Here is a 20,518-nt window from a genome sequence, read left to right as displayed (position 1 = left end):
TCTGCGGCGCCCCGGCCCCTCTATCCTCACCAACCCCAGCGCGCCGCGGAGACGGCGCACAAGGCGGGCTGTCCCCTGCTCACTGCGAGCACCGGGGGAGTGGGAGGAGGGCGCGATGCGGACAATTCCGGCGGCCGCGCGAGGGTTCATCGGCTGCGCCGCACTGGCCGCGGTGCTGTGCGCCGCCCCCGCCCTGCGGCTCGGCGCCGCCGCCCCCTGGGCCGACGCCCTGGCCCTGGCCGCCCTGTACGCGCTGTGCGAGCGGCTGCGCCCCGGCTGGGCCGGCCCCGTCCTGCTGGCCGCGGCCCTGCTGCTGCCGCCCCCGCTGGCCGCACTGACCGCCCTGCCGGGCGCGCTGACCGCCCTGCCGGGCGCGCTGACCGCCCCGGCCGAGGCCCCGGCCGCCGCCCGACGCATCTGGCACGCCGCCGAACTCGCCCTGGCCTGCTGCGCGGCCGGCCGCCTCGCCGGTCTCCTGGCCGCCGCCCTCGGCCACCGCCCGCTGCGTGCCCCGGACTTCCCCGCCGCCCTGCTGACCGCCGCGGCCGCCGCCCTCGCCTTCTGTGCCGTACTCGCCGCACTCGACGGCGCCATCCTGATCGCTGCCGAACGCCGTCCGCCCCGCTCCGCCTGGCGCGGACTGCTCGTGCCCGCCCTGGGGCCCTGCCTCGTGCACGGGGCGGCCGGGCTGATGACGGCGGTCCTGTGGCGCAGCGCGTACGGGCCGCCGGCCGCGCTGCTGGTCCTGCTGCCGATGTATCTCTCGCGCTGGGTCTTCGCCCAGTACCACCGCGAACGCGCCGCCCACCAGGCCACCATCCGCGCCCTGGTGCAGGCCGTGGACCTCAAGGACCACTACACCCGCGGGCACAGCGAACGCGTCGGCCGGGCCTCGGCGATGATCGCCCGGGAACTGGGCATGACCGAGCGGCGGCTGGAGGTCCTGCGCTTCGCCGGAATCCTGCACGACGTCGGCAAACTCGGCGTCCCCACCCGGCTGTTGCGCAAGGACGGACCGCTCACGCCGCAGGAGCGCGCGGTGATCGAACTGCACCCCGAGTACGGCCACGAGATCGTCCGCGGTATCGGCTTCCTCGGCGAGGCGCGGGCGGCGGTGCTGCACCACCACGAGCGGCTGGACGGCAGCGGCTATCCGTACGGACTGGCCGGCCACCGCATCCCCGAGGCCGCCCGGGTCGTGGCCGTCGCCGACGCCTTCGACGCGATGACCTCCACCCGCTCCTACCGCCGCGCCCGCCCCGTCCCGGCCGCCGTCGCCGAGCTGCGCCGCTGCGCCGGGACGCAGTTCGACCCGCGGATGGTCGCCGCGCTCGCCACGGCGCTGGAGCGCGACGGCTGGCAGCCCGGCCTGGCGACGGCGGCCCAGGCGGCACCGCCCCCGTGCGGAAACGTCCCTCCTGACCTTGCCGACCACCCCTCGAATGCGGCCGACGAACCCCCGAGAGCGACCGTGCCGCACCGCACCGCGGCGGCCGAGGACGGCGCCCCGTGACGACCCCCGCGGGCGGGAGCGCCCCCCTCGTCGCGGCCGTCCACGGCGCCGCCGCCGTCCTCGCCGTCTGGAGCCTGGGCCGGACCCTGTGGGACGGCTTGGACCGGCCCGGTACGGCGCTGGCCTTCGGGGTGCTGATCGCCGCCGGCGAGCTGCTGCGCCTGGGGCCCGGCGAGCGGGAGAGCGCACCCCTGGGGGCGGCCGGAGCGCTGGCCTACGCCCTGCTCGGCGAAACCGGCGCCCGGCCCGCCGCCCACGGCCCGGCGCAGACCGTGTCCGTCGTCCTGGCGGCCGCCCTGGTGGGCCTCGTCCGGCCGCTCGCCCTCGGCCGGGACCGCACCCTCGACCACCTCGCCCGCCGACTGCTGACCGCCGGATTCGCCGCCACCTGCTTCCAACCCCTCTACCACACCGGCGCGTTGGCGCCCTGGGGCGCCGACGGTCCGCTGCGCGCCCCGCTCCTGGTCGCCCTGCTCGCGCTGACCGCGCTGTGCGATGCGGTGCTGGCCGCCGCGCTCGCTCGCGCCCGCACCGGCTGGCCGTACGGACCGCTGCTGCGCGACGAGTTGCGGGCACTGCCCGGTATCGGCTCGGCGATCTGTGCCACCGGGGTGGTGATCTCGCTCGCCACCGCCGTCGCCGGGCTGTGGGCGCTGCCGGTGTGTGCGCTGCCGCTGCTGCTGACCCAGTTCGCCTTCCGCCGCTTCGCCGCCGTACGCACCACCTACCGCCAGACCGTCGCCTCGCTGGCCCGGGCCACCGAGATCGCCGGCTGCACCCCGCCCGGCCACGCCCGCCGGGTGGCCGCGCTCGGCCGCGCCGTGGGCCGCGAACTGGGCCTGGGCGCAACGGACCTGGACATCCTCGAACACGCCGCGCTGCTGCACGACATCGGCCGCCTCTCGCTGCCCGACCCGCTCCCCGCCGGGTCCGCAGCCCCGCTGCCGCCCGACGGACAGCGCCGGATCGCGCTGCTGGGCGGCGCCGTTGTCCGCCAGACCGGCGCACCGCCCCAGGTCGCGGCGATCGTCGAACGGCAGGCGGATCCGTACCGCGACCAGCCGGTCACCGCCCGTATTCTGCGCACCGTCACCGCCTACGACGACCTGGCCCGGCAGACCGCGCCGCCCGGTGGCGCGCTGCGCGCCCTGGAACGGCTGCGGCTGTCCACCGCCCACGACCACGACCCCCGCGTGGTCGAGGCGCTCGCCCGCGTCCTGGCCGCGGCCGGCGGGCAAAAAACCCGGGAAAACCAGGGAAACCAGGGGGCTCGGCGGGGTGTAACGCGGCGGCTGCGACGGCATCACTCAAGGTGAGAGCGCACGGCGGCCGGGCCGTCCGCGACCGCGGAACCCATGGGTAATGAGCGGCCCGTGACAGGGGCATGGTTGGATGCGAAGGAAGCCTCGAAGGACAGGCCCGGAGGCTTTTGGGGTTTCAGGGGATTGAGGGATCCGGCACAAGGCAAGGAGCCGCAGGGGCCGCGGCAATCGGGCTGAGTCCGGCGGCAATCTGTGGCAGGTTGTCGAGTGGGACCCCCAGCAGGTCCCGGGAGCCGCCCCGGCAGCGGAATCGAGAGCAACCAGCAGGCGGGAATCGTGAGGATCTTCGGCAAGGTACGGCACCGGCCCTCCGCCTCGTGGCGGCAGGCGACCGACCGCGCTTTCACGCTGATCGGCGACGGCCGTTACGAGGACGCGGGGGCGCTGCTGACCCGCGCCGCGGACATGGAGCCGTGGCTGTCGGAGTCCTGGTTCAACCTCGCCCTGCTGCACAAGTTCCGCCACGACTGGGAGCAGGCCAGGGCCGCCGGACTGCGCGCGGTGGCCCTGCTCGACCGCGAGACCGGCGCGCCCGACTGGTGGAACGTCGGCATCGCGGCCACCGCCCTCCAGGACTGGCCGCTGGCCCGCCGCGCCTGGCAGGCGTACGGCCTGAAGGTCCCCGGTGAGGGCTCCCCGTCCGGAGAGCCGGTCGGGATGGCCCTGGGCAGCGCCGCGGTGCGGCTCTCCCCGGAGGGCGAGGCCGAGGTGGTCTGGGGCCGCCGGCTGGACCCGGCCCGTATCGAGGTGCTGTCCATCCCGCTGCCGTCCTCCGGGCGCCGCTGGGGCGAGGTCGTCCTGCACGACGGCGTCCCGCACGGCGAGCGGACCACCGCCGCCGGTGCCGCCTACCCGGTCTTCGACGAGATCGAGCTGTGGGCGCCCTCCCCGGTCCCCACCTGGGTGGTCCTCCTGGAGGCCGCCACCGAGGCCGACCGTGACGCCCTGGAGCGGCTGGCGGCCGATGCGGGCTTCGCCGCCGAGGACTGGTCCTCGTCGGTGCGCCTGCTGTGCCGTACGTGCTCCGAGAGCCGGATGCCCAGCGACGAGGGCGACGGCGAGCACCTCGACCCCCACGACCACAGCGAACCGGGCCACCCCGGCCCCCTGGGCCACCGCACCGCGGGCTCCGGCTCCCTGTGGGTCCCCGAGCGGGAATGCGGTATCGCGGCCCCCGCCGCCCTGGTGCGCGGTCTCCTGGACGGCTGGGTCGCCGACAGCCCGGACACCCGCGAATGGCGCGATCTTGAAGAGGTCTGCTGATCGGCCGCCCGGCTCCCCGTAGGCTGTAAGGCGACTCATCAGGGTTTTCAGGGTTTCAGGGTTTTTCAGGAAGGCATACGGCGGACATGGCGCAGCAGCCGGGGTTTGACCAGGACGGTGACCAGCAGGTGGACGGGGAGTTCCTCGACGATGTGACCGGTGCGGAGGAGCGCGAGGTCGCGCACCGCGAGCGCGGCACCTCGCGGCCGATCACGGTCGTCGGCAACCCGGTGCTCCACCGGGAGTGCAAGGACGTCACCGCGTTCGACGACGAGCTCGCCCGGCTCATCGACGACATGTTCGCCAGCCAGCGCACCGCCGAGGGCGTGGGCCTGGCCGCCAACCAGATCGGCGTGGACCTGAAGGTCTTCGTCTACGACTGCATGGACGACCAAGGCGTGCGGCACGTCGGCGCGGTCTGCAACCCGGTCCTGGACGAGCTGCCCGCCGAGCGCCGGGTGCTGGACGACTCCAACGAGGGCTGCCTTTCGGTGCCCGGCGCCTACGCCGAGCTGCCCCGCCCCGACTACGCCGTCGTCCGCGGCCAGGACGCCACCGGCAAGCCGATCGCCATCCAGGGCACCGGCTACTTCGCCCGCTGCCTCCAGCACGAGACCGACCACCTCAACGGCTACCTCTACATCGACCGGCTCTCCAAGCGCGACCGCAAGGACGCGCTCAAGCAGATGGCCGAGAAGGAGCCGCGCTACCCCGTCGTCGCCAACGACTGACGGAGCGGCCCGCGGACGCAGCGGTCCGCGGCGGGCCTCAGGACGCTTCCTGGTAGGCGGTCCAGATCCGGGGCGGAAGGGCCGTGCCCAGCCCCGTGTCCGGGCCGCCCACGCCGTTCATCGGCAGCAGCTGCGGGGCGCCCGGCTTGTTGCGGAACATGGTGATCGCGGTGGTCGGCTCATTGCCGGACTCCAGGCCCTTGGCGAAGCCGCCGTCCGTGCCCGGTGAGGGGCTCGCGGTGGCGCCCGTCACCGGACCCTGGTCCGCCGGGAAGGCGGCGCCGGACGGACTGCCGACGAACCACGCCGACTTCATCCGGTCACCGGGCTCGCTGACGCCCGCCGCGACCGGACGGCCGGCGGCCGCGCCCTGCGGAGCGCCCAGGACGCGCCAGCCCAGCCCCTGAAGGATCCCGGTCATCCGCTGGGCGACCTCCGCATCCAGCACCCGCTCGGGCTCCGGCCGGTCCAACCCCTCCACCGGCTTGCCGTCGACGGTCATCCTGGACACCGCGTACGGATCGGCGTGCAGTCCCCCGTTGGCGAAGGTGGTGTACGCGCTCGCCATCCGGATCGCGCTGGGCGCCGAGGTGCCGAGCGGGAACGTCGGCTCCAGCTGCGCCAGGCTCTCCTCGCGCAGCCCCGCGGCCACCACCAGATCCCTGATCCGCTCCAGCCCGATCTGCTGCCCGGCCTGCACGAACGGCGGACTCTGGGCGGACATCAGGGCCTCGCGCAGCGTCTCCGTGTCGCGCTGGTCGTCCTCCGGAAGCGTTTCGCCGGCCCAGGCGTCGGACTGCTGCTGGAGCGAGGCCGCCAGGACGAACGGCTTGAACGTCGAGCCGGCCGGGACGGCGCCGGTGTCGGCGTTGTTGCTGAAATGCCGGGTGGCGTCCGCGCCCCCGTACAGCGCCACGATCGCCCCGTCCTTGGGACGGACCGACGCCGCGCCGAATTCCACATAGGTGTCGGCGCTCCGCTTCTTCGGATCGATGGCCCGTTTACGGACGCCGGTGACCGCCTTCTCCAGCCGCTGGGTGAGCTTCTTGTCGAAGGTGGTGTGAATGCGGTAGCCGCCGCGCGCCAGATCCTTGTCGGTCAGCCCCGTCCTGCTCTGGATGAACTTGTTGGCCACATCGACGAGATACCCGATCTGACCGGCCTGGCTGGTGGGTTTCGCCAGCGCCCGGGGCTCGGGGAACTTCGTGTACCCGGCGCGCTCCTGCTTGCTCATCATGCCGAGGGTGACCTGCCGGTCGAGTATCCATTTCCAGCGCGCCACCGCCCGCTGGTGATTGGCCTTGTTCAGCGACGGGTCGTACTGCTCGGACCCCTTCAGCAGCGCGGCCAGCAGCGCCCCCTGGCTCGGGTTGAGGCGCTCGGCGTCGATGCCGTAATAGGCGTGCGCGGCCGCCTGGATACCGTTGGAACTCCGGCCGAACCAGCTGGTGTTGAGATATCCGCGCAGAATATCCCGTTTCGACTTCTGGTTGCTCACCTTCAGCGAGATGATGAATTCCTTCGCCTTACGGGTGACCGTCTGGTCCTGCGAGAGATAGGTGTTCTTCACATACTGCTGGGTGATGGTGGAGCCGCCCTGGGTGTCCTCACCGGAGAGCATGTTCACCACCGCCCGGCCGATTCCCTGGAGCGAGACGCCGGAATCGGAGTAGAAGGTGGCGTTCTCCGCGGCTATCACGGCGTGCTCGACGGAATCGGGGACCTTGTCGAGGGTGACGTTCTGCCGGTTGACGGCGCCGACGCTGACCATCTGACTGCCGTCCGCCCAGTAGTAGACGGAGGCTTCCTGGGCGGCCAGCTCGTTCTCGTTGGGGACGTCGACGGTGACGTAGACGACGGCGAACAGCGCCGCCAGGCCGCCGAGGGCAAACCCGAAGGCGCCCAGCAGCAGCTTCCACGACGGCAGCCAGCGCCGCAGCCCCACTCGCCCCCGGCGCGGATAGTCGATGAACCGGCGCCACGGCAGGCCGCGCACCGTCTTCCTCAGCCCCTTCATATCTCCGTAGACAGTACGGAACGGCAGGCCGGTTGCCGTTCCGGCCGCCCGCTCACAGGATGCTCATAATCGGCGGGCGGCCGGAATGCGTCAGGTCCGGAACCCGGCGTCTAGAACTCGTCGTCGAAGGAGACCGAGCCTTCCACGGCGACCTGGTAGGCCGAGGCCCGCCGCTCGAAGAAATTGGTCAGCTCCTGGACGTTCTGCAACTCCATGAAGGAGAACGGGTTCTCCGAGCCGTAGACGGGAGCGAAACCGAGGCGCTGGAGCCGCTGGTCGGCCACGCACTGGAGGTACTCGCGCATCGACTCGGTGTTCATCCCCGGCAGGCCCTCACCGCACAGATCCCGGCCGAACTGGAGCTCCGCCTCGACGGCCTCCTGGAGCATCTCGGTGACCTGCTGCTCCAGCTTGTCGTCGAAGAGGTCGGGCTCCTCCTCGCGGACCGTGTCGACCACCGAGAACGCGAACTCCATGTGCATGGACTCGTCCCGGAAGACCCAGTTGGTGCCGGTGGCCAGGCCGTGCAGCAGGCCCCGCGACCGGAACCAGTACACGTACGCGAAGGCGCCGTAGAAGAACAGGCCCTCGATGCAGGCCGCGAAGCAGATCAGATTCAGCAGGAAGCGGCGGCGGTCGGCCTTGGACTCCAGCCGGTCGATGCTCTCGACCGAGTCCATCCACTTGAAGCAGAATTCGGCCTTCTCCCGGATCGACGGGATGTTCTCCACGGCCGCGAAGGCGGCGGCGCGGTCCTCCGGGTCGGGCAGATAGGTGTCCAGCAGCGTCAGATAGAACTGGACGTGCACCGCCTCCTCGAAGAGCTGACGGCTCAAGTACAGCCGCGCCTCGGGGGAGTTGATGTGCTTGTAGAGCGTCAGCACGAGGTTGTTGGCGACGATCGAGTCACCGGTCGCGAAGAAGGCGACCAGCCGGCCGATCATGTGCTGCTCGCCCGGCGAGAGCTTGGCGAGGTCGGCGACGTCGGAGTGGAGGTCGACCTCCTCGACGGTCCAGGTGTTCTTGATCGCGTCGCGGTAGCGGTCGTAGAAGTCCGGGTACCGCATCGGCCGCAGGGTCAGCTCGAAGCCGGGGTCGAGGAGGTTCTTGGTGCCGGTGGTGGCGGTGTGCGCGGCAGCGGCGTTGGTGCTCTCGGTCGTCATTACTGGCAGGCCTCGCAGGACTCGGGGTTTTCCAGGGAGCAGGCGACCGCCTCGGGGTCGGCGGCCTGCTGCGGTACGGGGACGGAGGCGCGGGCCGACTGGGCGATCCGGGTCGCCGGCCGGGAGCGCAGGTAGTACGTCGTCTTGATGCCGCGCTTCCAGGCATAGGCGTACATCGAGCTGAGCTTGCCGATGGTCGGCGACGCCATGAAGAGGTTCAGCGACTGGCTCTGGTCGAGGTAGGGCGTACGGGCCGCGGCCATGTCGATCAGCGCGCGCTGCGGGATCTCCCAGGCGGTGCGGTACCGGGCCCGGACGTCCTCGGGGATCCAGCCGAGGTCCGCAATGGAGCCGTTGGCCTCGCGCAGCGCGTCACGGGTCCGCGCGTCCCACAGCCCCAGCGCCTTGAGTTCCTCGATCAGATACGCGTTGACCTGCAAGAACTCGCCCGACAGGGTTTCGCGCTTGAAGAGGTTGGACACCTGCGGCTCGATGCACTCGTACACCCCCGCGATGGAGGCGATGGTGGCGGTCGGCGCGATGGCCAGGAGGAGGGAGTTGCGCATCCCGGTCTTCGCGATACGGGCGCGCAGCGCGGCCCAGCGGTCGGCCCAGCGGGGCTCGGCGGCCGGGTAGTGGTCGGGATGCAGCACCCCGCGCGCGGTACGCGTCGCCGACCAGGCCGGATGCGGGCCGTGCCGTTCGGCGAGATCGGCCGACGCCTCGTAGGCGGCGAGCATGATCCGCTCGGAGATACGGGTCGACAGCTCCGTCGCCTCGGGCGAGTCGAAGGGCAGCCGCAGCCGGAAGAAGACGTCCTGGAGACCCATCAGGCCCAGACCGACCGGCCGCCAGCGGGAGTTGGAGGCCCCGGCCTGCTCGGTCGGGTAGAAGTTGATGTCCACGACGCGGTCGAGGAAGGTGACGGCCGTACGGACGGTGGCGTCCAGCTTCTCCCAGTCCATGTCGCCGTCCGCACCCAGGTGTGCGGCGAGGTTGACCGATCCGAGGTTGCAGACCGCGGTCTCCCCGTCGTTCGTCACCTCCAGGATCTCGGTGCACAGGTTGGAGGAGTGCACGACCTGGCCGGGCTCGGCGGTCTGGTTGGCGGTGCGGTTGGCGGCGTCCTTGAAGGTCATCCAGCCGTTGCCGGTCTGCGCCAGGGTGCGCATCATCCGGGCGTAGAGCACCCGGGCCGGGATCTGCTTGAGCGCCCGGCCCTCGGCCTCGGCCCTGCGGTACGCGGCGTCGAACTCGTCGCCCCACAGGTCCACCAGCTCCGGCGCGTCCGACGGCGAGAACAGCGACCAGTCGGCGTCCGCCTCCACCCGGCGCATGAACTCGTCCGGGATCCAGTGCGCGATGTTCAGGTTGTGCGTCCGGCGGGCCTCCTCGCCGGTGTTGTCGCGCAGCTCCAGGAACTCCTCGATGTCGGCGTGCCAGGTCTCCAGATAGACGCAGGCCGCGCCCTTGCGCCGGCCGCCCTGGTTCACGGCAGCGACCGAGGCGTCCAGGGTGCGCAGGAACGGCACGATGCCGTTCGAGTGCCCGTTGGTGCCGCGGATCAGCGAACCGCGGGCGCGGATACGGGAGTAGGACAGGCCGATGCCGCCGGCGTGCTTGGACAGCCGCGCCACCTGGTGGTAGCGGTCGTAGATCGAGTCCAGCTCGTCCAGCGGGGAGTCCAGCAGATAGCACGACGACATCTGCGGGTGGCGGGTGCCGGAGTTGAAGAGGGTGGGGGAGGAGGGGAGGTAGGACAGCGAGCTGGTCAGACGGTAGAGCTCGGCCACCTCGCCCAGGGCCCGCTCGCTGTGGTCCTCCGCGAGGCCGCAGGCCACCCGCAGCAGGAAGTGCTGCGGGGTCTCGATGACCTGACGGGTGGTGGGGTGGCGCAGCAGATAGCGCGAGTGCAGCGTGCGCAGCCCGAAGTACCCGAACCGGTCGTCGGCGCCTTCCGCGAGCGCGTTGTCGACCAGGGCGTCCAGCCGCTCGGCATGCGTCCGTACGAACTCCGCGGTCTCGTCGGCGATCAGCCCCTCGCGGTGGCCGACCTCCACGGAGGCGGAGAAGGCGACCGCCCCCTGTCCGGCGGCCTCCTCCGAGATCGCGAGGGTGAGCAGCCGCGCGGCGAGCTTGGAGTACTGCGGCTCGTCGCCGATCAGCCCGGCCGCGGCCTCGGTGGCCAGCGCGCGCAACTCGGACTCGTCCGACCCCCGGTGACGGCCGCGCAGCGCGGCGGCGGCCACCTTGCCGGGGTCGGTCGCGGTGAGGTCCACGGTCAGCTCGGTCAGCGTGCGCAGCAGCGCAACGCCCGGACCATCCTGCCCGTCCTCGCCCGGCCCGCCGGCGGCGGGGGCGGCAGGCGTGGTCACCGCAGGCGGCACGACCTCGGCGTCTGACGCGGGCTCCGTTGGCGCGATGGTCACGTGATGCTCTCCCTCACTCGGCGGGGGCCTGGAGGGAGGCGCGACGGGCGCACGCGGGCATACGGCACCCCATGACGCTCAGGGGTGCGCGGGCATACCGCGCGGCGTCCACCGGCCCAGCCCTCGGGGCCCGGACGTGTCGACGTCCGCACCCATGGCGGCACGGACGTACTGTCGGCAGGTCCTCGGACTTCAGGGCGCGGGATGGCCGTAGGGGGCATCGGGCGCACTCGTACACCGTTGCGGGACAGTTCCGGATTCGCACCGGATTCCCCTGCGGCGACAGCGAGCACGAGCATACATGTGGGGGTGGCTCCTCGCGTGCACCCCCACATCTAGTGTGTCCTCGGTGATCAAGCGGTGCCTGTCAGTGGCCTGGGCTATCGTCGGTTCTACGTTTCCGCTCCTCCCGTGGAAGAAGGGGAAGGTCTCATGACCGCGCTCGCTGACCGGCCACACATCATGGACACCGAGCACTTCGAAGAGGCCGCCCGGATACTCAGCCGCTTGGAAGAAGGCGCGCGGCTGGAGCTTATCGACGGGAAGGTCAGGAGCAAGGCGATGCCGGACGGGGACCACGGGCTGATCATCGAGTGGCTGACGCGTATCTGCATCCAGTCGCGCCCCGAGCTGTGGCTCTATCCGGACCAAGGAATCAAGGTGCAGACCTATCGGCGCGGCCGCGCCCGCCCGGATGGTGCGCTTGTCCCCAGCGGCGCCATCGGAGGCCAGGGCGAATGGGTAGACCCGGACCCGGTGTTGATGGCCGTCGAGGTGACCTCTCACGACTCGGACACCGACCAGCGTGACCGGGTGGAGAAGCCCCGTGCGTATGCGGAATCCGGCATCCCGCTCTACTTGCTGATCGACCGTGAAAAGGGTCAGGTGTCCGTCTTCAGTGAGCCCGACGGCGCCTGCTATGAGAACGTCCACACCGTTCCGTTCGGCAAGACGCTCCACCTCCCGGACCCCGTGGACATCACCCTCGAAACCGAGCCGCTCAAGGACTGGGTGAACTGAGGTAACGCCTCCGGGCCACGGCGAAGGGCCGCCGCATCCCCAAAGGACGCGGCGGCCCTCAGCCGTGGTGGAGCGTCAGTGCCCGGCCGGTGCCTTTGCCGTCGCCGGGGGCAGGTCGGTGGTGGTGGCGTCCGCGTCGCCGAGGTCTGCCGTGTAGTCGGCGGGGCTGGTCTCGTCGGTGCCCTCGGGGGCCTTGGCGGCCTTCAGGGCGAAGGTGAAGACGACGGCGACCGCGACGTTCAGGACGAACGCGGTGAGGCCGATGTAGCCGATCTCGCCGATGCCGGGGATCTCGGCGCTGGAGCCGCCGAAGTGGGCCTGGGTGGGGCTGGCGACGCCGTATGCCGCGAGGGTGCCGTAGATCATGCCGACGGCCCAGCCGAGCAGCAGGGCCCAGCGGTGGAACCACCGGGTGAACAGTCCGCCGACCAGCGCCGGCATGGTCTGGAGGATCCAGATGCCGCCCAGCAGCTGGAAGTTGATGGCGACGGTTTTGTCCATGGTCAGGACGAAGGCCAGCGCACCGAACTTGAGCAGCAGGGAGACGAGCTTGGCGACCTTGTGCTCCTGTTCGGCGGTCGCCTCGGGCCGCAGGAAGTCCTTGTAGACGTTACGGGTGAAGAGGTTGGCCGCGGCGATGGACATGATGGCGGCGGGCACCAGCGCGCCGATACCGATCGCGGCGAACGCGACGCCGGCGAACCAGCTCGGGAACATGTCCTCGAACAGCTGCGGAACCGCCAGCTGCGGATTGCCCTGGATGTCCGTACCGGCCTTGATGGCCATGAAGCCGAGCAGCGCCAGGAACCCCAGCATCAGGGAGTAGAGCGGGAGGATGGTGGTGTTGCGGCGGATGACGTTGCGGCTGCGGGAGGACAGCGTGGCGGTGATGGAGTGCGGGTACATGAACAGCGCCAGCGCCGAGCCCAGTGCCAGCGTGGCATAGGCCCACTGGTTGTGGGGGCCGCTGGCCAGCTCGCCGCGCGGTTTGCCGGGGACGGCGCCCGGCTGGGCCAGCGCCTTGCCCGCCGCGTCGAAGATGTGGCCGAAACCGCCGAGTTTGACGGGTATGTAGATGATCGCGACGGCCAGGACCAGATAGATCAGGCCGTCCTTGACGAAGGCGATCAGGGCGGGCGCCCGCAGCCCCGAGGAGTAGGTGTAGGCCGCCAGCACCGCGAACGCGATCAGCAGCGGCAGGTCCTTGACGAACCAGTTGGTGTGCTCACCGCCGCCGACGCCCATCACGTCCAGGACGGCCTGGATGCCGACCAGTTGGAGGGCGATGTACGGCATCGTGGCGAGGATGCCGGTGAGCGCCATGGCCAGCGACAGGCCCTTGGAGCCGAAGCGGCCGCGCACGAAGTCGGAGGTGGTGACGTAGCCGTGCTTGTGCGAGACCGACCAGAGGCGGGGCAGGAAGGTGAAGATCAGCGGGTAGACGAGGATCGTGTACGGCACGGCGAAGAAGCCGGAGGCGCCCGCCGCGTAGATGGCCGCCGGGACCGCGACGAAGGTGTACGCGGTGTAGAGGTCGCCGCCGAGCAGGAACCACGTGATCCAGGTGCCGAAACTGCGGCCGCCCAGACCCCATTCGTCGAGGCTGGCGGACTGTTCGGCCTTGCGCCAGCGCGCGGCCAAAAAGCCCATGACCGTCACGGCCAGGAAGAAGAAGACGAAGACGGCCAGGGTGACGCCGTTGACGCCGCCATGGGCGCCGGCGGCGAGGGCCGCGGGGGAGGCGAGGCGGCTCACTGGGCCACACCCCCCTTGCGGGCGCGCTGTTCACGCCGCACCAGCATGTACGCGACCGCCGTCAGCGCCGTCGAGACGGGCACCCACAGCATCTGGTACCAGTAGAAGAACGGGACCCCGGCGAGCCTCGGCTCGATCCTCGCGTACGAGCTCACCCACAGCATCGCCACGAACGGAGCGACCAGACACACCGCGGCCACCACCCGGGTGGGCGTGACGAGGGGTCTGCGCTCCGGGGAGGAGGCTGGCGACTCCGGCTCTGGCATGGGGGCTCCGTCCGTGGCGTGATCTCCTGGGCAACCGGCTGGAAATCTAAGCCAGAGGAGTGGCGCGCGTCACCAGCTTTCCGTATATCGGTATGGCATACGTGAGTTGCGGACGTGCACGTTCCCGGCGGTCGGGGGCCGGTCGGCCGCGCAGCGTGGTGAGCCGGCGCCGCAGTCGGCCGCCGCGGTCGGCCGCCGCCGCGGTCAGTCGGCGGGGCGCCGCAGCCGGGCGACGAACTTGTAGCGGTCGCCGCGGTAGACCGAGCGCACCCACTCCACCGGCCGCCCCTGGGCGTCGAGGGAGTGCCGGGAGAGCATCAGCATCGGCAGCCCGACATCCGTGCCCAGCAGCCCGGCCTCGCGCGGGGTGGCCAGCGAGGTCTCGATGGTCTCCTCGGCCTCGGCCAGCCGCACGTCATAGACCTCGGCCAGCGCGGTGTAGAGCGAGGTGTATTTGACGAGGTTGCGCCGGAGCGCGGGGAAGCGCTTGGCCGACAGATGGGTGATCTCGATGGCCATGGGCTCGCCGCTGGCCAGCCGCAGCCGTTCGATGCGCAGCACCCGGCCGCCGGCGGTGATGTCCAGCAGCCCGGCGAGCCGGTCGTCGGCCGTGACGTAGCCGATGTCCAGCAGCTGGGAGGTGGGCTCCAGCCCCTGGGCGCGCATGTCCTCCGTATAGGAGGTCAGTTGCAGCGCCTGGGAGACCTTGGGCTTGGCGACGAAGGTGCCCTTGCCCTGGATGCGCTCCAGCCGGCCTTCGACGACGAGCTCCTGGAGGGCCTGACGGACCGTCGTACGGGAGGTGTCGAATTCCGCGGCGAGGGTGCGCTCGGGCGGTACCGGGGTGCCGGGCGGCAGCGTCTCGGTGATCTCCAGCAAGTGCCGCTTGAGGCGGTAGTACTTGGGCACCCGAGCGGTGCGCGCGCCGCCGCTGTCGGCACTGCCGCCTTCGGTCTCCATGACCCGCCTCTCCGACTCCTGTCGCGCTGCCGTCACCGGCTCCTCCGTACGTAGCGGCTCACATGGTGGCACGAGTGCTTCCCCGCGCTTCCTCGCAGGTCCCGGCCCGCCAGATGTCGGTCCGGTAACGGACCTGACAGCGACTCTTATACACCCTTGACACCCCTAAAGGTCTAGGCCAAGCTGCGATCACTGGTCTAAACCATTCGGACAACTCTATTAAAGACCACACCCGGCCTTTAGGGGAGAGCGCGATGAAGCGTGGGCTCATAGCGGCGACGGCGGTCGCGGGAATGCTGGTGGGAGTCGCTGCCTGTGGCTCAGGCGACGGCAATGCGGGCGCGGACGGCTTCCAGGGGAAAAAGCTGACCGTTTGGGTGATGAGCGGATCGAATCCGGCGCAGTGGACCAAACAGGTCTCCGCGCAATTCAAGAAGAAGACCGGCGCCACCGTCGAGTTCAAGGTCCAGCAGTGGAACGGCATTCAGCAGAAGCTGAGCACCGCACTGTCCGAGGACACCCCGCCCGACGTCGTCGAAATCGGCAACACCCAGACCGCCGCCTACGCCAAGGCGGGCGCCCTGGCCGACCTCGGCGATCTGAAGAAGCAGATCGGCGCCGACTGGAACGACGCCTTCAACAAGGCCGCGACGGTCGACGGAAAGCAGTACGCGCTTCCGTGGTACGCCGGAAACCGCGTCGTCATGTACAACAAGAAGATCTGGGCCCAGGCGGGCCTCAAGGACACCCCGAAGACACGCGGCGAACTCTTCAAGGACCTTTCCGCCATCAAGAAGAAGACCGACGCCGAACCGCTCTATCTCCCGGGCCAGAACTGGTACTTCTTCGACGGGCTGACCATCGGTACCGGCGCTGACCTGGTCAGGAAGCAGGGCGGTAAATGGGTCTCCAACCTCGGTGACCCCAAGGTCGCCAAGGCCATGGACGTCTACAAGCAGTACCGGTCCTTCAGCACCGCGCCCAGGAACAAGGACGAGGCCACCCCGCAGCAGGCCGATGTCTTCGCCAAGGGGAAGACCGGCGCGATCATCGCCATGGGGTACGAGGCGGCCGAAGCCGTCAAGACCAACCCGTCCATCAAGCAGGACATCGGCTACTTCACCATTCCCGGGGAAACCGCCGACAAGCCCGAGGGCGTCTTCCTCGGCGGCTCCAACTTCGCGGTCGCCGGAATGGGCAGGAACCAGGAACTCGCCAAGGAATTCCTGAAGATCGCCCTGTCGAAGCAGAACGACGCCCAGATGGTCAAGGAATCCGGCTGGACGCCGAAATCCCCGGCCGTGGCCGCGGCCGCAAAGGAGAATCCCGCCGCGGCCGCCGCCGCACCCGCCGCGGCCAAGTCCGGCGGCACCACCCCGCTGATTCCCCAATGGGCCGCGGTGGAGAACGTACCGAATCCGATCAAGAGCTATATGACGGCAGTGCTCGGTGGAAAGTCGCCGGCCGCGGCCGCCAAGGACGTCGAGGCGGACATCAACGCCCGGCTCGCCAAGGAATAACGACCACCCATGTGTACGGGGCCGGCCGTCCCCGGTCCCGTACGCCTGTGGCACGGGTGCATCCGAGGGGAACGAGGGGATCAGGGGCCCATGGCAGTGCAGCTCGACGGCGCGAAGGCCGCGACCGACCGGCGCGTGCGACGGACCGGCGCCCCAGGCGCACCACCCGGCCGCCACGGCCCCCGCCGATGGCGCGGCACGCCGTATCTGCTGCTGCTCCCCGCCCTGCTGGCCACCGTGGTCTTCCTCGGCTGGCCGATGGTGCGCAACCTGCTGCTCTCCTTCCAGAACCTCAATATGAAGGAGCTGATCCAGCACCTCGCCGAATGGCGCGGAATCGGCAACTACCAGGAGATCCTGGGCAGCGAGCAGTTCTGGCGGGTGACCGGGCGCACCCTCGTCTTCACCGCCGTCAACGTGGTACTGATCATGGTGCTGGGCACGCTGATCGGACTGCTGCTGGCCCGTCTCGGCAAGAAGATGCGCCTGACCCTCTCCCTGGCACTGGTGCTGGCCTGGGCGATGCCGGTGATCGCCGCCACCACCGTCTTCCAGTGGCTCTTCGACTCCCGCTACGGCGTCGTCAACTGGGTGCTGGACCGGCTCGGCTGGCACGCCATGGCGCACTACGACTGGGTGGGCACCCAGCTGTCCACCTTCTTCGTCATCACCGTACTGATCGTCTGGCAGTCGCTGCCCTTCGTGGCGCTCAACCTCTACGCCGCCACCACGACCATCCCCCAGGAGCTCTACGAGGCGGCCCGGATGGACGGCGCCGGCACCTGGCAGGTCTTCGCCCGCGTCACCTTCCCCTTTCTGCGGCCCTTCTTCCTCGCCACGGCCTTCCTTGAGGTCATCTGGGTGTTCGGGGCGTTCCCGCAGATCTTCGCGATCAACCAGGGCGGCCCGGACCGGCTCACCGAGACCCTGCCGATCTACGCCTTCACCGAGGGCGTGGGCAATCTCCACTTCGGTATGGGTGCCGCGATCTCGCTGCTGACCATCGCCGTGCTGCTGGCCGTGACCGCCTACTACCTGCGGCTGACGCTGAAGCAGGAAGCCCAGGAGGAACAAGAGGAGGCTGCGCTGTGAAGCGCTCGCTCGCCGGCCGCATCTGGCCCAACGCCACGGCGCTCGTCCTGGCCGCCGGTTTCGTCTTCCCCGTGTACTGGATGTTCAACACGGCCTTCAAGCCGACCCGGGACATCATCAGCGAGGACCCGGTGTGGTTCCCGTTCCACGGCACCTTCGCACACTTCGCGACGGCCGTGCACGCGCCCTACTTCTGGACCCTGGCCCGGAACTCGGCCGTCGTGACCGTCCTCGCCGTCGTCCTGTCCCTGGCCATCGCGCTGTGCGGGGCGTTCGCCCTGACCCGGATGCGCTTCAGGGGCCGCCGGGGCATCCTGCTGACCTTCATGGTCGCGCAGATGGCGCCCTGGCAGGTCATGGTGATCTCGGTCTATCTGATCGTCCGCGACGCCGACATGCTCAACAGCCTCCTGCCGCTGACCTTCTTCTACATGCTGATGGTGCTGCCCTTCACCCTGCTGACGCTGCGCGGCTATGTTGCCGCGGTGCCCAGGGAACTGGAGGAGTCGGCGATGGTCGACGGCTGCACACGCCGTCAGGCCTTCCTCAAGGTCGTCTTCCCGCTCCTCGCCCCCGGGCTGATGGCCACCTCCCTCTTCGGCTTCATCACGGCCTGGAACGAATTCCCGCTCGTCCTGGTTCTCAACAAGGAGCCCGACGCGGGCACGCTGCCGCTGTGGCTCTCGCAGTTCCAGAGCCAGTTCGGGGACGACTGGGGGGCCACCATGGCCGCGGCCTCCCTCTTCGCCGTCCCGATTCTGCTCCTCTTCCTGTTCCTGCAACGCAAGGCGGTCGGCGGTCTCACCTCCGGCGCAGTGAAGGGATAACGCATGGTCACCCCCGTTCGTGCCACCGACACTCTCACCCGCGACGCCCTCGCCGTCCTGCAACCCGGCTTCACCGGCACCAGCGCCCCCGACTGGCTGCTCCACCGCCTCGACCAGGGCCTGGCCGCCGTCGGCCTCTTCGGCCGCAATGTGCACGATGCCGACCAACTCGCCGCGCTGTGCGCACAGTTGAAGGGCGTACGGGACGATCTCCTCATCGCCGTCGACGAGGAGGGCGGCGACGTCACCCGCCTCGACGTACGCGGCGGCTCCTCCTTCCCCGGCAACCTCGCGCTCGGTGCCGTCGACGACACCGCCCTGACCCGTGCGGTGGCCCGCGAACTCGGCCGCCGCCTGGCCGACTGCGGTATCACCCTCAACTGGGCGCCCTCCGCCGATGTCAACTCCAACCCCGACAACCCGGTCATCGGCGTACGCTCCTTCGGCGCCGACCCACAGCTCGTGGCCCGGCACACCGCCGCCTACGTCGAAGGACTCCAGTCCGCGGGCGTCGCCGCCTGCACCAAGCACTTCCCCGGCCACGGCGACACCGCCGTCGACTCCCACCACGACCTGCCCCGTATCACCGCTGACCTGACCACCCTTCAGGAACGCGAACTGGTCCCTTTCCGGGCCGCCATCGCCGCCGGCACCAAGGCCGTGATGAGCGCCCACATCCTGCTGCCCGCCCTGGACGGCGACCACCCGGCCACGCTCAGCCCGGCCGCCCTGCACGGCCTGCTGCGCGCACCCGTCACCGAGGGCGGACTCGGCTTCGACGGGCTGATCGTCACCGACGGCATGGAGATGCGGGCGATCTCCGCCACCTACGGCATCGAACGCGGCAGCGTGCGGGCCCTCGCGGCCGGCGCGGACGCCATCTGCGTCGGCGGCGGACTGGCCGACGAGGACACCGTGCTGCGGCTTCGCGATGCCCTGGTACGGGCGGTACGCGACGGCGAACTGGCCGAGCAGCGGCTCGCCGACGCCGCGGCACGGGTGCGCACCCTGGCCCGCTGGACCCGGAGCGCGGGCGCGGCGAGGACCGCGCCCGCACCCGGCATCGGCCTGACCGCCGCCCGCCGTGCCCTGCGTATCACCGCCGCCGGCCCCTGCACACCGCTGGCCGGACCCGCCTACGTCGCCGCCTTCACCCCCCTCGCCAATATCGCCGTGGGCGACGACACCCCCTGGGGCATCGCCGCCGAACTCACCCGTCTTCTGCCCGGCACCCGTACCGCCACCTACGGCGCCCCCACAGCCGCCTCCCTCGGTACCCGCGCCCTGGTCGACGCCCTGCTGACCGAGGCCGTCGGCCGCCCCCTGGTCGTCGTCGTCCGCGACGCCCACCGCCACCCGTGGATGGCCGACGCCCTTCGCACCCTCACCGCCGCCCGCCCCGACACCGCCGTGGTGGAAATGGGCGTCCCGCAGTCGCCGCCCACCGGCGCCGTCCACATCGCCACCCACGGCGCGGCCCGCGTCTGCGCCCGCGCCGCGGCGGAGGCCCTGACGGGCGGGGCGTGAGCCCCTGACGGGCGGGGAGCGCGCGAGCCCGACCGGCGGGCAGCACGAGAGCCCGACCGGCGAGGGCGCGCGGCCCTGACACGCGGCGGGGCGGTGGCCGACGGGCGCCCGATGGGCCCACCCGTCCGCCCCCGCCCCGCCGAGCGCCCGCGTCCCCTGGAGTCAGATCCCCTGCCACTCCGGCTTGGCCGCATACGTGGCCCGGAAGTAGTCGGCGAGCTTCAGCTTGGAGGCCGCGGCCTCGTCGACGACGACCGTCGCATGCCGGTGGAGCTGGAGGGCCGAGGCCGGCACCAGCGCGGCGACCGGCCCCTCGACCGCATGGGCCACCGCATCGGACTTGCCCTCGCCGGTGGCCAGCAGCACCAGATGCCGGGCCTCCAGGATGGTGCCGATGCCCTGGGTCATGACGTGGTGCGGGACCTCGTCGAGGCTGTCGAAGAAGCGGGCGTTGTCCTCCCGGGTCTGCCGGGTGAGCGTCTTGATACGGGTACGCGAAGCGAGCGACGAACACGGCTCGTTGAAGCCGATGTGCCCGTCGGTGCCGATGCCGAGCAGCTGGAGATCCACGCCCCCCGCGTCGCTGAGCGCCGTGTCGTACGCCGCGCACGCGGCCTGGACGTCCGGTGCCGTACCGTCCGGTCCCATGAAGGAGTCCTCGCCCAGACCCAGCGGCTCCACCACCTCCCGCAGCACCACCGAACGGTAGGACTCCGGGTGCCCGGCCGGCAGGCCCACATATTCATCGAGCTGGCAGATACGGGCCCGTGAGGCGTCCACCTCACCGGCCCGGACCTTCGCCGCCAGCGCCTGATAGATGGGCAACGGGGTCGAGCCGGTGGCCACGCCGAGCAGCGCGTCGGGCTTGCGGCGCATCAGGGTGGCCATGGCCTCCGCGATGAGCTCGCCGGCTGCCGTGGCGTCCGGGACGATGACAACTTCCACGCTTGGCCTGCCGTTCTGGAGAATGGGCTATGTGGTATAGACCAATCTAGCAGAGGGAGGCCGACGCGACGGGGTGCCGTAAGGGAATGGCGGGGGGCGTTTCACCGTCGTACCGGTGGCCTTCGCCGACGCCGCCCCAGGGCGGCGCCGCGCCCCCGGCCGCGCGGC

Annotated in this window: 16 protein-coding genes and 1 riboswitch; of the genes, 9 read left to right on the top strand and 7 right to left on the bottom strand. The window is 70.8% G+C overall.

Going from position 1 to position 20,518, the window contains the following annotated elements; translation table 11 throughout:
* The first annotated feature begins 115 nt into the window (after positions 1 to 115).
* The 4 genes from SNA_RS32860 (at position 116) to def (ending at position 4,829) form a co-directional block, all read left to right on the top strand.
* Entirely contained in the window at positions 116 to 1,513 is a 1,398-nt protein-coding gene (locus SNA_RS32860; protein WP_078970359.1) for an HD-GYP domain-containing protein, read from the top strand.
* The gene (locus SNA_RS32855) at positions 1,510 to 2,829 is read left to right on the top strand and encodes an HD-GYP domain-containing protein (RefSeq protein WP_078970358.1); all 1,320 of its coding nucleotides are present in this window, start codon (positions 1,510 to 1,512) and stop codon (positions 2,827 to 2,829) included. Before SNA_RS32860 ends, SNA_RS32855 begins: the two co-directional genes overlap by 4 nt.
* Before the next feature lie 282 nt (positions 2,830 to 3,111).
* A complete protein-coding gene (locus tag SNA_RS32850) occupies positions 3,112 to 4,098 on the top strand; it encodes a tetratricopeptide repeat protein (RefSeq protein WP_030067795.1) in 987 nt (328 codons plus the stop codon).
* A gap of 86 nt (positions 4,099 to 4,184) precedes the next feature.
* Entirely contained in the window at positions 4,185 to 4,829 is a 645-nt protein-coding gene (def, locus tag SNA_RS32845; RefSeq protein ID WP_030067796.1) for a peptide deformylase, read from the top strand.
* Between the two features lie 37 nt (positions 4,830 to 4,866).
* On the opposite strand, the gene SNA_RS32840 is transcribed toward def, so the two are convergent.
* From SNA_RS32840 to SNA_RS32830, 3 genes are all read right to left on the bottom strand, one after another.
* Positions 4,867 to 6,846, bottom strand: coding sequence for a transglycosylase domain-containing protein (locus SNA_RS32840; RefSeq protein ID WP_030067797.1), 1,980 nt, complete (start codon positions 6,844 to 6,846; stop codon positions 4,867 to 4,869).
* Positions 6,847 to 6,956: 110 nt separating this feature from the next.
* Positions 6,957 to 8,009: a ribonucleotide-diphosphate reductase subunit beta gene (locus tag SNA_RS32835; RefSeq protein WP_030067798.1), complete on the bottom strand. Its 1,053-nt coding sequence runs from the start codon at positions 8,007 to 8,009 to the stop codon at positions 6,957 to 6,959.
* Complete coding sequence (locus SNA_RS32830; RefSeq protein WP_030067799.1) at positions 8,009 to 10,438, bottom strand: ribonucleoside-diphosphate reductase subunit alpha; 2,430 nt, start codon at positions 10,436 to 10,438, stop codon at positions 8,009 to 8,011. The genes SNA_RS32835 and SNA_RS32830 overlap by 1 nt, the downstream gene beginning before the upstream one ends.
* Positions 10,439 to 10,597: 159 nt before the next feature.
* A riboswitch (cobalamin riboswitch) is annotated at positions 10,598 to 10,741 on the bottom strand.
* 129 nt (positions 10,742 to 10,870) lie between these two features.
* Here SNA_RS32830 and SNA_RS32825 point away from each other — a divergent pair.
* Positions 10,871 to 11,458 (top strand): Uma2 family endonuclease, encoded by a 588-nt coding sequence (locus SNA_RS32825; RefSeq protein WP_030067800.1) that lies wholly within the window; start codon positions 10,871 to 10,873, stop codon positions 11,456 to 11,458.
* Positions 11,459 to 11,533: 75 nt separating this feature from the next.
* Here SNA_RS32825 and mctP read toward each other — a convergent pair whose 3' ends face one another.
* From mctP to SNA_RS32810, 3 genes are all read right to left on the bottom strand, one after another.
* Positions 11,534 to 13,213 (bottom strand): monocarboxylate uptake permease MctP, encoded by a 1,680-nt coding sequence (gene mctP, locus SNA_RS32820; protein WP_044368015.1) that lies wholly within the window; start codon positions 13,211 to 13,213, stop codon positions 11,534 to 11,536.
* Complete coding sequence (locus tag SNA_RS32815; RefSeq protein WP_030067802.1) at positions 13,210 to 13,479, bottom strand: DUF3311 domain-containing protein; 270 nt, start codon at positions 13,477 to 13,479, stop codon at positions 13,210 to 13,212. The genes mctP and SNA_RS32815 overlap by 4 nt, the downstream gene beginning before the upstream one ends.
* Before the next feature lie 204 nt (positions 13,480 to 13,683).
* Positions 13,684 to 14,439 carry a GntR family transcriptional regulator gene (locus tag SNA_RS32810; RefSeq protein ID WP_030067803.1) on the bottom strand — a complete coding sequence of 252 codons (756 nt, stop codon included), beginning with the start codon at positions 14,437 to 14,439 and terminating at the stop codon, positions 13,684 to 13,686.
* Positions 14,440 to 14,693: 254 nt separating this feature from the next.
* Here SNA_RS32810 and SNA_RS32805 point away from each other — a divergent pair, with 254 nt between their 5' ends.
* From SNA_RS32805 to SNA_RS32790, 4 genes are all read left to right on the top strand, one after another.
* A complete protein-coding gene (locus SNA_RS32805) occupies positions 14,694 to 15,959 on the top strand; it encodes an extracellular solute-binding protein (RefSeq protein WP_044368013.1) in 1,266 nt (421 codons plus the stop codon).
* Between the two features lie 90 nt (positions 15,960 to 16,049).
* Complete coding sequence (locus tag SNA_RS32800) at positions 16,050 to 17,051, top strand: carbohydrate ABC transporter permease (protein ID WP_030067807.1); 1,002 nt, start codon at positions 16,050 to 16,052, stop codon at positions 17,049 to 17,051.
* Positions 17,048 to 17,878 (top strand): carbohydrate ABC transporter permease, encoded by an 831-nt coding sequence (locus SNA_RS32795; protein ID WP_030067808.1) that lies wholly within the window; start codon positions 17,048 to 17,050, stop codon positions 17,876 to 17,878. Before SNA_RS32800 ends, SNA_RS32795 begins: the two co-directional genes overlap by 4 nt.
* Positions 17,879 to 17,881: 3 nt before the next feature.
* Positions 17,882 to 19,405 (top strand): glycoside hydrolase family 3 protein, encoded by a 1,524-nt coding sequence (locus SNA_RS32790; protein ID WP_030067809.1) that lies wholly within the window; start codon positions 17,882 to 17,884, stop codon positions 19,403 to 19,405.
* A gap of 162 nt (positions 19,406 to 19,567) precedes the next feature.
* On the opposite strand, the gene nagB is transcribed toward SNA_RS32790, so the two are convergent.
* Positions 19,568 to 20,350, bottom strand: a complete 783-nt coding sequence (gene nagB, locus SNA_RS32785; RefSeq protein ID WP_030067810.1) for a glucosamine-6-phosphate deaminase — start codon at positions 20,348 to 20,350, stop codon at positions 19,568 to 19,570.
* Between the last annotated feature and the right edge of the window lie 168 nt (positions 20,351 to 20,518).

Source organism: Streptomyces natalensis ATCC 27448 (genome assembly GCF_000935125.1).
Taxonomy (GTDB): domain Bacteria; phylum Actinomycetota; class Actinomycetes; order Streptomycetales; family Streptomycetaceae; genus Streptomyces; species Streptomyces natalensis.
The sequence above is the reverse complement of the archived record's forward strand: the minus strand, read 5'-3'. Positions and strand labels throughout refer to the sequence as shown.